This window comes from Acetobacter oryzifermentans, from assembly GCF_001628715.1.
In the GTDB taxonomy this organism is placed as follows: domain Bacteria; phylum Pseudomonadota; class Alphaproteobacteria; order Acetobacterales; family Acetobacteraceae; genus Acetobacter; species Acetobacter oryzifermentans.
Genome location: NZ_CP011120.1, coordinates 977,032 through 991,659, shown reverse-complemented (window position 1 = coordinate 991,659; position 14,628 = coordinate 977,032). Strand labels below are relative to the sequence as shown.

14 protein-coding genes and 1 tRNA gene are annotated in these 14,628 nt (G+C 55.3%); 9 read left to right on the top strand and 6 right to left on the bottom strand.

Annotated elements, in window-relative coordinates; translation table 11 throughout:
* Positions 1-10: 10 nt before the first annotated feature.
* The 3 genes from WG31_RS04865 to WG31_RS04855 all read right to left on the bottom strand — a co-directional run bounded on the left by WG31_RS04865 (position 11) and on the right by WG31_RS04855 (position 2,075).
* Positions 11-877 (bottom strand): shikimate dehydrogenase, encoded by an 867-nt coding sequence (locus WG31_RS04865; RefSeq protein ID WP_063353821.1) that lies wholly within the window; start codon positions 875-877, stop codon positions 11-13.
* Complete coding sequence (locus WG31_RS04860; protein ID WP_035351679.1) at positions 874-1,653, bottom strand: N-formylglutamate amidohydrolase; 780 nt, start codon at positions 1,651-1,653, stop codon at positions 874-876. Before WG31_RS04860 ends, WG31_RS04865 begins: the two co-directional genes overlap by 4 nt.
* A 101-nt stretch (positions 1,654-1,754) precedes the next feature.
* Positions 1,755-2,075: a hypothetical protein gene (locus tag WG31_RS04855; protein WP_063353820.1), complete on the bottom strand. Its 321-nt coding sequence runs from the start codon at positions 2,073-2,075 to the stop codon at positions 1,755-1,757.
* 239 nt (positions 2,076-2,314) lie between these two features.
* Here WG31_RS04855 and argH point away from each other — a divergent pair, with 239 nt between their 5' ends.
* The 7 genes from argH (at position 2,315) to WG31_RS04820 (ending at position 11,090) form a co-directional block, all read left to right on the top strand.
* Positions 2,315-3,763 carry an argininosuccinate lyase gene (gene argH, locus WG31_RS04845; protein WP_063353819.1) on the top strand — a complete coding sequence of 483 codons (1,449 nt, stop codon included), beginning with the start codon at positions 2,315-2,317 and terminating at the stop codon, positions 3,761-3,763.
* Positions 3,764-3,767: 4 nt separating this feature from the next.
* Positions 3,768-3,911: a hypothetical protein gene (locus WG31_RS15790; protein ID WP_162853387.1), complete on the top strand. Its 144-nt coding sequence runs from the start codon at positions 3,768-3,770 to the stop codon at positions 3,909-3,911.
* Between the two features lie 116 nt (positions 3,912-4,027).
* Entirely contained in the window at positions 4,028-5,371 is a 1,344-nt protein-coding gene (lysA, locus tag WG31_RS04840) for a diaminopimelate decarboxylase (RefSeq protein WP_063353818.1), read from the top strand.
* Positions 5,368-8,166, top strand: coding sequence for a DUF4175 domain-containing protein (locus tag WG31_RS04835; RefSeq protein WP_063353817.1), 2,799 nt, complete (start codon positions 5,368-5,370; stop codon positions 8,164-8,166). The genes lysA and WG31_RS04835 overlap by 4 nt, the downstream gene beginning before the upstream one ends.
* 86 nt (positions 8,167-8,252) lie before the next feature.
* Entirely contained in the window at positions 8,253-9,239 is a 987-nt protein-coding gene (gene galE, locus WG31_RS04830) for a UDP-glucose 4-epimerase GalE (protein WP_006116444.1), read from the top strand.
* 16 nt (positions 9,240-9,255) lie between these two features.
* Positions 9,256-9,990 (top strand): trypsin-like serine peptidase, encoded by a 735-nt coding sequence (locus tag WG31_RS04825; protein ID WP_170315307.1) that lies wholly within the window; start codon positions 9,256-9,258, stop codon positions 9,988-9,990.
* Positions 9,991-10,106: 116 nt separating this feature from the next.
* Positions 10,107-11,090, top strand: a complete 984-nt coding sequence (locus WG31_RS04820; RefSeq protein WP_063353816.1) for a zinc-dependent alcohol dehydrogenase family protein — start codon at positions 10,107-10,109, stop codon at positions 11,088-11,090.
* A 16-nt stretch (positions 11,091-11,106) separates the two neighbouring features.
* Here the strand turns inward: WG31_RS04820 and WG31_RS04815 are convergent, their stop codons facing one another.
* A complete protein-coding gene (locus tag WG31_RS04815; RefSeq protein ID WP_063353815.1) occupies positions 11,107-11,439 on the bottom strand; it encodes an ArsR/SmtB family transcription factor in 333 nt (110 codons plus the stop codon).
* Positions 11,440-11,535: 96 nt separating this feature from the next.
* On the opposite strand from WG31_RS04815, the gene WG31_RS04810 reads away from it, so the two are divergent.
* The gene (locus WG31_RS04810; RefSeq protein ID WP_063353814.1) at positions 11,536-12,627 is read left to right on the top strand and encodes an NADH:flavin oxidoreductase/NADH oxidase; all 1,092 of its coding nucleotides are present in this window, start codon (positions 11,536-11,538) and stop codon (positions 12,625-12,627) included.
* A 68-nt stretch (positions 12,628-12,695) separates the two neighbouring features.
* Here WG31_RS04810 and panB read toward each other — a convergent pair whose 3' ends face one another.
* Positions 12,696-13,514: a 3-methyl-2-oxobutanoate hydroxymethyltransferase gene (panB, locus tag WG31_RS04805; protein ID WP_063353813.1), complete on the bottom strand. Its 819-nt coding sequence runs from the start codon at positions 13,512-13,514 to the stop codon at positions 12,696-12,698.
* A 184-nt stretch (positions 13,515-13,698) separates the two neighbouring features.
* Between panB and WG31_RS04800 the strand changes: the two genes are divergently transcribed.
* Positions 13,699-13,784, top strand: a tRNA-Tyr gene (locus tag WG31_RS04800).
* Between the two features lie 325 nt (positions 13,785-14,109).
* Here WG31_RS04800 and WG31_RS04795 read toward each other — a convergent pair.
* Entirely contained in the window at positions 14,110-14,541 is a 432-nt protein-coding gene (locus tag WG31_RS04795) for a hypothetical protein (protein WP_245191562.1), read from the bottom strand.
* Positions 14,542-14,628: the final 87 nt, after the last annotated feature.

Genomic DNA, 14,628 nt, shown 5'->3' with positions numbered 1-14,628 from the left:
ACCGTAGCCCTTAGAAACTTTCCTGCACAAAAGCTTCCGTTGCGGCATCCACTTCCGGGTTCACGCCGTACCATTTCTGAAAACCCAGCCGCGCCTGATGCAGCAACATACCAAGCCCGCCCAAAGTACGTAGGCCAGCAGATTGCGCCTCTGCCAACAAAGGCGTTACGCGTGGTACATAAACGATATCTGCCACCACCAGTTCCTTGGCCGCATGTGCCAGAGAAGGACGAAACGCAGCATCCGGGCCGCCTTCCATCCCCAAAGAGGTGGTATTTACCAGCAAACTATACGCGCCAAGGCGGTCTTCCCACATATTCCACGGCACCACGTCCAGCCCCGGCAGGGCTTTTGCCAGTTCTTCTGCCCGCCCTTGGGTGCGATTGGTCACGGCAACACGTAGGCCACAATCCTGTAACGCGGCAGCAACAGACCGCGCAGCACCGCCAGCGCCCAACAGCAGAACCTGCGCTTGTTCAGGCAGATTGAACCCAGCCGATTCCATGCTGGCCACAAAACCTGCGCCATCGGTTGAGTAACCGTGAATTTTGCCGTCATCTTCAAACACAAGTGTATTCACTGCACCTGCACGCTGGGCGGAATGATCCAGCACATCGGCAATTTTAAAGGCGGCTTCCTTGTGCGGAATGGTTACATTTGCGCCCCGAAAGCCCGCAGCCTGTAAGCCCAGAACGGCTGCCACAAACGCATCTGGCTCAACCGGCAGCGGCACATAGGCACCATCTACCTCATAACGCCGCAGCCAGTAATTGTGCAGAACCGGAGAACGCGAATGCGCTACGGGCCAACCCAGAACACCTGCCAGCTTTGCCTTGCCTGTAATAATCTGCGGCTTGGCTATATCTGTGGCGGTCATGCGTTTTCTCCATACTGTTCACAAAACTGGCGCCATGCCTGTGGCAGCAAACGGGCCAGACGATTAGCCCATTCGGTCTGCCCGGCATCATCAGCAATCAAATCCTGCCGAATTTCAATTTCAATATGTGGCAGTTCACGCCGTTCACCATGCTGGGGAATGGTGTAGTCCGATGTATCTGTGAGGGCGTAGGGTTCGTTATCCCCCACCACCAAGCCATCCTGTTGCAAAAGTGCAATCATGATCCGGGCCAGCCGGGAATCATGATTATGCAAAAGTCCGGCATGCCACGGGCGCTGTTTGCCATGCATAAATGGTGTAAAACTGTGTAGCGCCACAACCACCGTCTGGCGGCCTGCGGCCATATGGGCATCCAGTTCCTGCCGGATACGGGCGTGATAAGGGTGCAGAATTGTCTGCTCCCGCCATGCCCGATCCTGCGCAGAGATATTCTGGTTGCGCGGCACTGTTGTGCCATCACTTACCTGCACGATAGAGGTTGGGTGGCCGGGGGCGCGGTTACAGTCAATCACCAAGCGGGAATACACCTGCTCAATCAACACAGCAGGCAGCAGGTCAGCCAGTTTACGGCCTACGCCATCTATGCCGATATCCCAGCCAATATGGCGCGCACGTTCCTGCGCACTTAACCCCAGATCACCCAATTCAGGCGGAATGGCACGGCCTGCATGGTCACTTACCAGCACAAAGGGGCCACCTTCATCCCGACCATGCACCACAAAACTTTCTGCCATCAGCACCTGATCCACAGACATGCCTTTCCACCTCCTGCATCGCACGGCATGGCGGAAAGATCGGCACGCATTACCCGCCCTTTCCGCCATGCAGCAAAACACTCTTGTTCGTGTTTGAAAACTTATTTGGCGGAAGATACCACAACCGCAGCCAGATCAGCCTGCGCGCGCACCTGCCCTGCGTCTTCCCCTGTCAGGCCCTCTGCATCCAGCCCACTATCATCCAGCTCGTACACCAGATAGGCCGGATCTGCGCCATCCAGCGATTCTTCGCCGCCAACATCGTAGCTACGGGCTGCCACATATTCCGGGCCGCGCATTTTGCTTTCCAGACGTTCAACAGCCACAATCGGGCTTTCTGCGCGAATAACTTCCAAAAGCACATTCGGGCCGGGGTCGATTACGGCAAAGGTTGTAAGCTTGTGTGGTGTTGTCATGTTCATGAACTCCCTGAATTTCACTTGCTTTTAAGCAGAGAAATGCCGCTGGGCACAGCCCTTTCCCGCACTGCAATGCACAGAACAGCCCCGCCGCAGGATCGGCTCTGCCACGCTCTTTGCCAAAACCGGCATTTGCGCCCTAGGGCGCGCAACATTACTGTGGCATCTTTGCATCCGCGCCGCGGCAGTATAAGCCAACGCCTGAGCACATCTTACGCAGCAGGACGGAATTAGGGCCTAAAATGTCTCTGAACAGCCAGAACAGCACGGAAACGGAAAACCAGAAAAACGCCAATGTCCAGTGGGGCGGGCGGTTTGCCGGTGGCCCTTCTGAGATCATGCAGGCCATCAATGCCTCCATTGGCTTTGATAAGGTAATGTGGAAGCAGGATATTGCTGGCTCCCTCGCCCATGCTGCCATGTTGGCGCATGTAGGCATTATCTCCAAGGATGATGAAGCCACAATCCGCAAGGGGCTAACAGAAATCGGGCAGGAAATTGCTGCTGGCAACTTTCCCTTTTCCGAAGCGCTGGAAGATATTCACATGAATATCGAAGCCCGCCTGTCTGACCGTATTGGTGAGGCCGGTAAGCGCCTGCATACTGCCCGCTCTCGCAATGATCAGGTTGCAACGGATTTTCGTCTATGGGTGCGGGATGCCATTGATGGGCTGGATCAACAGGTTGCCGCCCTTATGCGCTCCCTTGCCCGCCGGGCGGAGGAACATGCCGCCACTCCCATGCCGGGCTTTACCCACCTGCAAACAGCCCAGCCTGTAACATTCGGCCATCATTTGATGGCATATGTGGAAATGCTGGCGCGTGACCGGGGCCGCCTAGCAGACACACGCAAGCGCCTGAACGAATGCCCGCTGGGTTCTGCCGCGCTGGCTGGGACATCCTTCCCCATTGACCGGAAGATGACTGCCGAACTGCTGCATTTTGACCGCCCCACCGCCAATTCTTTGGATTCTGTATCTGATCGTGATTTTGCGCTGGAATATCTTTCTGCGCTGTCCATCATGGCCATGCATCTTTCACGTATGGCGGAAGAAATTGTCATCTGGTGCTCCTCACCTTTCTCTTTCATCCGCCTTTCAGATGCGTTCACCACCGGCTCTTCCATCATGCCGCAAAAGCGTAACCCGGATGCCGCAGAACTGGTGCGTGCCAAAACTGGCCGCATCACCGGCAGCCTTGTAAGCCTGCTAACTGTTATGAAAGGCCTGCCGCTGGCCTACGCCAAGGATATGCAGGAAGATAAGGAACCCGTGTTTGAAGCCACGGATGCCGCTGCCCTCTCTCTTGCCGCATGCGATGGTATGGTGCGGGACATGACAGCCAACACCGCCCAAATGCGTGCACTGGCAGGTTCTGGCTATTCCACCGCTACAGATATTGCAGACTGGTTGGTGCGCGTGCTGAAAGTGCCATTCCGCACCGCGCACCACGTAACAGGCCGCCTGGTTGCCAAAGCCGAGGAAAAAGGCGTGGGGCTGGCAGATCTGACATTGCAGGAAATGCAGGCAGAAGAACCCGGCATTACGGATGATATCTATTCGGTTCTCAGCGTAGATGCCTCCATTGCATCTCGCACCAGCGAAGGTGGCACCGCATCCGGCAACGTCAGCGCGCAGGCTCAGCGCTGGCTGAAGGCTCTGGGTGCAGAACCCACCACAGCAGGGCAGTAAAACCATGAACTACCGCCTGATTTTTGGCCTTGCGCTGGCTACTATCCTGTTTCTGCCTCTGGCGGCATGCGGCAAAAAGGGCACGCCGCATCAGCCCGGCCCGCAAAACAAAATTTCTTACCCGCGTATGTATCCGCCGGATGAATAAGACCACAGTGCGCACTATATGGGTTTCATAACGCACCGCACTGCATAACCTGCCATGCCAAGAGTTTCTTGGTGTGGCATCCTGCTCCTTTTTTGCAATCAGAGCCTTTACGCCTCATGGCCGAAACACCTGTTTATACCGATGCCGACCCAACACTGGCAGAACTGTTACAAACGCACCCGCAGCTTACGGTTAGCCCTACCTGTGGGCTGATGCTGGAAGGCGTGGCCCTAAACGCCATAGCTGATTCTGTTGGCACACCCTGTTGGGTATTGGGAGCGGGTACGCTGCGCACGCGTATGCGCCGGATGCACGCTGCCATGCGAGATGCCGGGCTGGATGTTTCCATCCACTATGCCGTGAAAGCCAATGATCATCTGGCCATTCTTACCCTAATCGGTCAGGAAGGTTTTGGGGCGGATATTGTAAGCGGTGGTGAACTGGCGCGCGCCATAAAGGCCGGTATTCCAGCAAGCCGCATTGTGTTTTCCGGCGTTGGCAAAACAGATGCCGAACTGGAACAGGCCATTAGCCACAGCATTGGCCAGATTAACGTAGAAAGCGCAGAAGAGCTGGAAGCTATTTCAGCCATTGCCACCAAACTGGGAAAGCAGGCCACCATTACCCTGCGCATAAACCCGGATGTGGATGCCAAAACCCACGCCAAAATTACAACCGGCTTGGCTGCCAATAAATTTGGCATTCCATTTCAAGATGCCGCAGCACTTTATGCCCACGCGTTCACCCTCTCTGGCGTGCGGCCTGTTGGTTTTGCCACCCATATTGGCAGCCAGATTTTAACCACCACCCCTTATCGTGCAGCCTATGCCCGCGTGGCGGAACTGGTGCGTACCGTGCGCGCCGCTGGCAATGCCGTAAGCGTAGTGGATTGTGGCGGTGGCCTTGGCATTTGCTACCGCAATGAAACCGAAGGTCAGCCCGAAGCGCTAGCTGGCGCCATTAAGGCAGAACTGGGTGATCTGGGCGTAAAGCTGGCAATTGAGCCGGGGCGTTGGCCCATTGGCCCGGCTGGTGTGCTGCTGAGCAGCGTGATCTTGCGTAAGGAACAAGGCATGGATGTGCCTTTCCTTGTGCTGGATACGGCCATGAACGAACTGCTGCGCCCCAGCATGTATGATGCGTGGCATGGCATTTTACCACTTGCACCGCAGGCGTTCAGCCAACCTGTTTCCTTGGCCCATGTGGTCGGCCCTGTGTGTGAAAGTGGAGATACATTTGCGCGGGATAGGCTTTTGCCCCCGCTGGCCCGCAATGCACGTATAGCCCTGCTGGATACAGGCGCGTATGGTGCAGTTATGAGTTCCACTTACAACAGCCGCCCGCTTGCTGCAGAAGTTCTGGTTGAAGATGGCCAATGGCAGGTGATACGCCAAAGGCAGAGTGTTGAAGAACTGTGGCAGGATGAAACTGTGCCCTCCCACCTTGCCAAAGCCACATGAACCAAGGCGGTCTGCACCAATTCCTGACCGCCTCCACCGCTGAGGATGGAGCGCTGGCGGAGCGCCTTGCCACCGCACGCCGCCATGCCGCCATTGTTTTGCGGATAGAACGGCTGTGGCCTGCGCTTCAGCCCACTTTTGCCCTGCTGGGGGTTTACTGTGTAGCTTCTTTGCTACGCATTCCTCAGCATCTGCCAGATGGCATCCGGCTGCTGCTGGTGGCCGGATGGCTGAGCCTATGCGGCTGGCGACTGCACAAGGATATTGAAAACCTTGCGCCCCCCACCCCAAGCGAAGTTGACCGGCGAATTGAACAGGCATCCGGCCTACACAACCGCCCCCTCGCTACACTAACAGACCATCCCGCAGGCACATCCTCGCAAAGTTCCACCATCTTATGGCAGGCGCATCAGCAGCGTATTCTGGCATCACTTGGCAGGCTGCGGGTGGGTTTGCCGCGCCTTTGGCCGCAAGGCCGCATGCAGCAGATTGGGGCATGGGTATTGGTTGCAGCCCTTGCTGGCACAGCCGGGCTTGCAGGTTCCTCCGCGCCGGGGCGTATCCTTGCTGGGTTTATTCCGGGGCGGGATGATCCTGATGTCCCCTTCCCGCGTGTAGAGGCATGGATAACCCCACCTACTTACGCGCCAGATGCCCCTGTTTTTTTGGGCAATATCAAAACACCCCCACAAACGCCGCAAGGGGCCCATCTTACTGCCATTGTCACGGGCCTAGCCTCACACCCTACCTTGCGGGAACAGGGCGGCATGGTGCTGCATGATGCCACACGCCACAAACTGGATGCCCATAGCTGGAAGCTGGATGTGGTGCTGGAGCATTCTGGCACCGTACGCCTTACAGGCCGCGGCCGAACATTAGCCCAATGGCCCGTAACCGTACTGCCAGATGCAGACCCCAGCGTGAAATGGGGGCCAAACCCCGGCTCTCCCCGTAAAGAAGAATGGCGCACTCTTCTGCCGTATGAGGCCAGCCATGCTTATGGGCTGGCATCCCTTAAGGTAGAGCTGCATCTGGCCCACGCCAAACGCGGGTCAGAACGTACACTCACCATTCCCCTTCCTCTTGTTGGGCATCCCAAATCTGTAAAAGGTGCCATTAGTCCCGATCTGTCGGAAGATCCGTGGGCAGGAGAAACCGTAACCGGCCGTGTGATTGCCTCGTCCGTAAGTGGGCATGAGGGCAAAAGTGCCCCCGCCACATTCCGTATGGGCGCACGTGTTTTCCATTCCCCCATTGCCCGCGCACTGTTGGACGTGCGTAAGCGCTTCGCTTTGGGACAGGAAAGCCGGCAGGATGCCGCACTAGATCTGGAAGCACTGGCCGATGCACCCGGCCCGGTGCGTGAGCATACCGGTATGTTGCTGGCGCTCAGCAGCGTGGTGGCCATGCTGGATAACAACCTGACAGACACGGCCACTGCCCGCGCTGGCGCCACAAACCTGCTGTGGGATCTGGCTCTGGATATAGAAGACCGCCGCACAGGGGATGATGCCAGTGCTCAGGCATCCATTGATGTGCGCGCGGCCCAAGCCGCCGTAGCGCAGCAACTCCAGCACATGCACGAAAATGGGCAACAAGGACAACAGGCCCAGCAGGAACTGGAAGAAAGACTCAAAACCCTGCAAAGCGCCATCAGCCGCAAAATGCAGGCACTAGCAAATCAGGCCATGAAAGATCACACGGTTATTCCTGATCTTCCGGGTTTTACCAGTGCAGGGAATCAGGCCTTTTCACGCCTGATGCGCCAACTCCAGTCCGATGCCTCCAATGGTCATGCAGATGAAGCGCTGAAGCGTTTGCAGGATATGGAAAACGCCACCGAGCGCATGCGCAACGCCACGCCACAGGATATGGCAAACTTGGCGCAGCAGATGGTGGCGCAACAAAAAATGCGTGAACAGGCTGCCGCCCTACATGATCTGGCAAGCAAACAAACCGCCTTGTTGGATCATGCACAATCTCGCCTTGATGAAAACCTGAAAGCGCAGGCCCAGAAGCAAAGTGATCTGGCAGACGATGGTGATGGTGAGGCCGATTACGCCAACATGCCCACATCCGAACTGTTGCGCCGTTTGGGCCTGCCTATGCCTCCGGGTTCGGAAGGAGCGCAGCCTGCACCCCCACCTCCGCCCTCGCAGCCTGAAACACCGCTTATGCCTGACCCAGCAAAAGCAGAGGCACAAGCCGCAGCCCGGCGTAATGAGCGCGCCACGCAGCATGCGTTGGAACACGCGCTGGATGAATTGAAAGACGAATTTAAGGATCTGACAGGCAAAACCCCCGGTGCTTTTGATGAAGCCCGCAAAAGCATGCAGGATGCCCGCAAGGCGCTGGCCGATGGGGATGATGCCGCCGCCGCCAATGCTGAAGAAAAAGCACTGGAAGCCCTGCGCAAAACACGCCAGCAAATGCAGGATGCCGTTAAGGGTAACGGCAAAAACAGTATCCCCAGCTTTTTGCCCGCTCTGGGCAGCCCGTCTGATGGATCTTCTGGTTCTGGCAGTGCATCCGATGGCCAGAATGGTTCTGGCTCTCCCTCTGATTCCTCAGAAAATCAGGAGGAAGAAGACAAACAGGGCGGCAAGCGCGATCCGCTGGGCCGTAAACTGGGTGAAGGCAAGGATCAGACCGAAGATGATTCTACCCACATTCCAGATAACGTGGCCCGCCAGCGCGCCAGAGAAATTGAGCAGGAACTGCGGCGGCGTGATTCAGACCGCACCCGCCCACAGCAGGAACTGGATTATCTTGACCGTTTGCTTAAGCCGTTCTGAAGCGGAAATGAAGCGAACTCTTTCCTGGACTTATCAGCAAGATAACCGGGTATGACTTTTTACATTGCACGGAGCGAAAAGAGAGTATGGCTCGTTTTCTGGTAACCGGTGGCGCTGGGTATGTTGGCAGCCACGTTGTTCTTGCCCTGCTGGATGATGGGCACGACGTTGTTGTGCTGGACAACCTGCGCACTGGCCACCGCGCCGCGGTGCCAGAACAGGCGACCTTCGTGCAAGGTGATATTTCAGACATTGATTGTCTGGATAAGGTTCTTTCCTCCGGCACGTGGGATGGCATTCTGCATTTTGCAGCCCTCTCCTTGGTAGGAGAAAGCATGCAAAACCCCATGATGTACATGACAGCCAATGCTGGCTATGGTTTTGGGCTGATTGATGCCTGCGTGCGCCACGGTGTAAAACGCTTTGTGTTTTCCTCCACAGCCAACCTGTTTGGTTCTGCTGGGGAAGGCCCGATTAACGAGGATGCCCCCATCAACCCCGGCTCTCCGTATGGCGAGAGCAAATATATGGTGGAACGCGCCCTGTACTGGGCTGACAAAATTCATGGGCTAAAAAGTGCCTGCCTGCGCTATTTCAACGCCGCTGGGGCTGATCCGGCTGGCCGTGCGGGGGAAGACCATCGCCCTGAAACGCATCTGATCCCGCTGGTTATTGATGCCGCCCTGAAGCGTCGCCCAGCCCTTACGCTGTTTGGTGAGGATTACCCCACACCAGATGGCACCTGTATCCGTGATTATGTGCATGTTACAGATCTGGCGCGCGCCCATCTGGCTGTGCTGCCGCTTCTGAATGATAAAAGCGTGGTGTTTAACGTTGGCACAGGGCGCGGCAATTCCAACCGCGAAATTATTGATGCCGTTGGCCGCGTGAGCAATCTGGAAGTGCCTTGGCAGGCAGGCCCACGCCGCGCGGGTGATCCGGCCAGCCTGGTGGCCAGCCCAGCGCGCCTGATGGAAGCAACAGGTTGGGCGCCAGAATTTACGGATATTGATCGGATTGTGGAAACAGCCTTTAACTGGCGCAAAAACCACCCGCAGGGTTATGGCGCGTAACCTTCTTTTTTCCTGCATGGTGGCCTTTACCGCTGCCATGCACGCCGCCTTGGTAAGCCATGCCGCCAACGCAGAAGGCCCAGCCTATCGCACGCATCTGGCTGGCGTAGGGCTGCAAGACCCACGCCAAAAAGTGGATGCCATGCAGCCGCCTTGGTCTGCCGTGGGGCGTGTGCAAACAGAACTGGGCAGCAGATGCACCGGCTTTTTAATTGCACCCAACGTGGTGGAAACTGCCGGGCACTGCCTGTGGCTGAGCCATGTGCGTGGGTTTGTGCGGCCTGAAAGCGTGCATTTTTTGCGTGCTTATACGGGTGACCATTACATGGCCCATGCCCGTGCCGTGCAAATTATTATCCCCCCCGGTTACAGAACAGATCAGGAAGGCAATAGTGGCGGGTTAGACCATGCCACGCTTATTCTGGATCATGCTATCGCCAAGCCGAACGAGGTTTTCCATATCGATACACCTCTACAGGCCCTTACACCCGGATTGCCTGTTGTATTGGGCGGGTATGAGCAAAACCAGCCTGATATTATTACCGCTGACCAAAACTGCCATTTTTTGAATATGACACAAGATGGGGGCGGTAACACGCTACTGGTGCATAATTGCGCGGGCACACATGGCAGCAGCGGCGCACCTTTACTGTTTCATGATCAGGGCGGGTGGCACGTTATTGGTGTGCAGGTGCAGGCATTCACCAATGGTGCCGGTGGCCGTGCTGTGCCACTTTTAAGCCAGAACTAGCAAAAACCCTGCTGCAAACTGCGGCAGATCAAAGACATCTCACTTTCTGCTGCGCAGGATATCTTTCATTCTGGTAGAAAATACCAAGGTTTGATACCGCAAAAAGGAAGCCTCCCATGTTTGCCATGCGTCTGCACCAGCCCAAAACGCCCCTGCAATGGGAAGAAGTGCCAGACCCTGTGCCCGGCCCCGGTGAAATTCGGGTAAAAGTGTTGGCCTGTGGTGTATGTCGCACAGATTTACACGTGGTGGATGGAGACCTTACACACCCCAAACTACCTATTATCCCCGGCCACGAAATTGTCGGGCGGATTGACCAAATTGGCTCTGGCGTTACCTCTTTATCTGTTGGGCAGCGCGTGGGTATTCCGTGGCTTGGGCACACATGCGGACACTGCTTTTATTGCAGTGATCATCATGAAAATCTGTGTGACCATCCCGTATTTACCGGATATACGCGGGATGGCGGCTACGCCACAATGGCCGTAGCAGATGCCCGCTTTGCTTTTCCATTGGGGGAAGAAGGCTCTGATGTAGAAGTAGCGCCCCTATTATGTGCTGGGCTTATTGGCTGGCGTTCCTTGGCAAAAACCGGAAATGCACAAAAAGTTGGGCTCTATGGTTTTGGGGCTGCCGCCCATATTATTGCGCAGGTTCTGGTGTGGCAGAAAAAGCAGGTTTACGCCTTTACCCGCCCCGGTGATACCAAAACGCAAGCTTTTGCGCGTGAATTAGGAGCAACATGGGCCGGAGGTTCGGATGAGCTGCCGCCAGAACAACTGGATGCCACCATTATTTTTGCACCCGTAGGTTCTTTGGTGCCAGCAGCGCTCAAAACCCTGCGCAAAGGTGGCCGTGTGGTATGTGCTGGTATCCATATGAGCGAAATACCTGCCTTTTCTTACGATACCTTGTGGGAAGAGCGTGAAATTGTTTCTGTTGCCAATCTTACGCGTCAGGATGGGTTAGATTTTCTGTCCATTGCGCCAAAAATCGGCATCCACACCACCACAACCACATATGCCCTAAAAGACGCCAACAAAGCGCTGGATGATTTACGGCATGGTCGGTTTGATGGTGCCGCCGTACTGGTGCCCTAAACCCTAGATGAATATATCAGGCTGGTTGTGGAGCAGGCATTTCCTCTTGCTCCGCAGCAGCCAGAATGGCCGCCAGCAGACCGGGAAAGCGTGCTTCCATCTCCTGCAAACGCAGGCTGTTCATGTGGGTTACGCCCACAACTTCCGTGCGTAACAAACCAGATTTACGCAGCACCGCAAAATGGTGGGAAATAGAAGATTTGGGCCGCCCATCCTGCAATGGCGCACAAGCCTGAGGCTGATGCTGCACAAGCTTACGCACAACAGAAAGCCGAAAAGGATCTGCCAGCGCGTGCAGAATATCCGCCAACTTGAACGCTTCGGGCGCAGGATGGTCATACTGCTTCATGGATTGCGCTTGAGCCCTTAACTCTTGCCTATAGAATTAGTTCGATTATAGTCGAACTAATGGTCGTGCAGACCTGATCCGTAACGGAGACTACGCATGCCGACACTGTTTGATACTTATACCCTCAAAGATATTACCTTACGCAACCGTATTGTGGTTGGCCCTATGTGCCAATACACAGCACATGAGGGCGTGCCGAATGATTGGCATACCGTGCATTATCCTACTCTCGCCCGCGGCGGTGCGGCTCTTGTTGTTGTAGAAGCCACAGCCGTTTCCCCCGAAGGGCGCATTACCCCCGGCTGCCTTGGTTTATGGAATGATGAGCAGGCTGCTGCCTTTGCCCCTATTACAGCGGCTATAAGCAAAGCAGGCGCAGTGCCCGGCATCCAGCTTGCCCATGCCGGCCGCAAAGCCAGTGCGCATGTGCCTTGGGAAGGTGATGACCATATTCCGAAATCAGACCCAGAAGGTTGGCAACCCATTGCGCCTTCACCTGTAGCATTTGGAGCCAACCTGCCCCGCGTGCCCACGGAAATGACGTTGGATGATATTGCCCGCGTAAAAGCCGATTTTGTGCGCGCCGCAGAACGTGCGCGAGATGCCGGTTTTAAATGGCTGATGCTGCATTTTGCGCACGGTTATCTGGCACAAAGTTTTTGGTCCACCCACTCCAACAAACGCACGGATCAATACGGTGGCTCGGCCGAAAATCGTGGTCGTTTTTTGCTGGAAACGTTGGAAGCCGTGCGTGCTGTATGGCCTGAAAACCTGCCCCTTTCCGCCCGCTTTGGCGTGATTGAATTTGATGGGCAGGATGAACAAACGCTGGCAGAATCCATTACCCTTGTTCAGAAAATGAAAGGGGCAGGCTTGGATTTTCTGGATGTCAGCATCGGGTTTTCTACCCCCACAGCCAATATTCCGTGGGGTGCCGGGTTTATGGCGCCTTACGCTCAACGCGTAAAACAGGAAGCCGCGCTGCCTGTCACAACCTCATGGTATATCAGCGAAGGCAGGCAAGCTGATGCGCTTATCCGCACAGGTGCGCTGGATCTGGCAACGCTTGGGCGGCCATTCCTTGCCAACCCGCACTGGCCGTATGAAGCCGCACGCGCTTTACACGTTAAAAATGCGGGAAATGTGCTGCCGCCCTCTTACGGGTGGTGGTTGGCCCGTTATCAGTAACACGGCGTTACCTTTGTATTTCCAGTATTCCGGGTTCACTCTAAAGTGGCCCGGAACACTGGAAGCACTTATTTCTTCTCTGGCATTCCCACACATTCAGCCGGACCGGGGAAACTACGATTGCGCACGGCTTGGGCATATGCAGCGGCGGCTTGCTCAACCTCCTTGCCCAGATCAGCAAATTTTCTCACAAATCTGGGTGTGAAATCAGGAAACAGCCCTAGCATATCCTCTGTAACCAGCACCTGCCCGCCACATGCGGGAGAAGCCCCAATGCCAATAGTCGGAATATGCAAGATCTCGCTGATCTTGCGGGAAAGCGGTTCCATTGTGCTTTCAATCACCACCGCCCATGCGCCAGCATCCTGCACAGCGCGTGCATCTGCTAGAATCTGTTCGGCCTCATCGCCTCGGCCAACGGTGCGGAAGCCGCCATGCGCGTGCACGGCCTGTGGTTTAAGCCCGATATGCCCCACAACCGGAATGCCGCGCTGCACCAAAAACTGAATGGTCTCGGCCATTTCCTGCCCGCCTTCCAGCTTTACGCTCCCGGCCCCTGTTTGCGCCATAATCTGCGCCGCCACCCGGAACGCCTGCTGCGGGCTTTCCTGATAACTGCCAAAAGGCATATCCACCGCCACACAGGCCTGCTGGCTGCCACGCACAACAGCCTGGCCGTGGGCTATCATCATTTCCGGGGTTACGGCCAAAGTGGAATCCATGCCGTACACCACCATGCCTAAAGAATCCCCCACCAATAGCAGATCACAATGCGCATCCAGCAAGCGGGCCATAGGGGCCGTATAAGCGGTAAGAGACACGATAGGAGCATCCAACGCCACTAAAGATCGCGGTGTGTGCCGCTTAACTGTTTGATGTCGGCTCACGCGTATTCTCTCCTTGTTTCAATTCAGGATCATGGATCAAAAGTGAGGGCAGCTTTCCTCTATCCTCCTCTGCTGTCCAGCCCTGCCACGGGCCGAAGCAAAGCAAAACCACAAAAAGAAAAAGAATACCCTTCAAAGCATTGACAACACTCCTCCAACCCTTTAGATCACGGCTCAACAAATCGGAGGGATGCCCGAGTGGCTAAAGGGGGCGGACTGTAAATCCGCTGGCGTACGCCTACGTTGGTTCGAATCCAACTCCCTCCACCATTTTCCTGAAAAATATCCAGTAAAAACAAAAAGATAGCGGTCGCTTATTGAGCGTTACCCCTCTTACCCCCCCCCCTCTTAAAACAATCACCATAAACACTCACAAAATCAGCATCTTATATTTTTGTATGAGAGATATATATTTATTAAATAAATGCGGACACCTAATAGAATTGAAGCCTGTAATGCTGTGCTTGTATAACCGCGCCCCATACAAAAAAGGGACCTCCATGATGGAAGTCCCTGTCTAGCTTTCCTGCGTAAGACCTATGCCGCTTGCTCGTTCTGCGGCTCAAACATCAGTTCCGGATAATCATCAGTTAATTTAGGGCCTCCTCCAATCATACAACTTGGATGCGGGTCTTCCCTGTCGAATGGATAGGGAGCCATAAACCTTGCGGCGATGCTTATCCCATTCCCAGCCTTCCGCCATTAACCATTGGGAACTGGGGTTCCCAAACACATGCAGCTTGCCTGTCTTCATATCTCTGCGGATGCCAGATCGTTCTTGCTCTATGCCCTCCATTCTCTCCGCACTATGAGCAGCCTGTTCTTTCAGATGCTCAATAATGAGTGCCCTATTTTCTTTGAGTCGCACCAGTAAATCGGGAGAGATTACGGATCGGTCACCTCGTATAACTGGCTGCTCATCAGCAAGAACAATATGCGCCCCCAAACTTTCTATTTCCTTGACCAAGAATCTGACTTGGAATGGATCGCTATCCCTAGCAAACAGATCACGAAGAACTTGGCTCACCACACGAAAGCCCTCCGGGTATATGTTTTTGCGGTGTTATCGGTGTTACTGGTGTTACCATGCGTAAAAATGGCTGTTTTCCGCCTA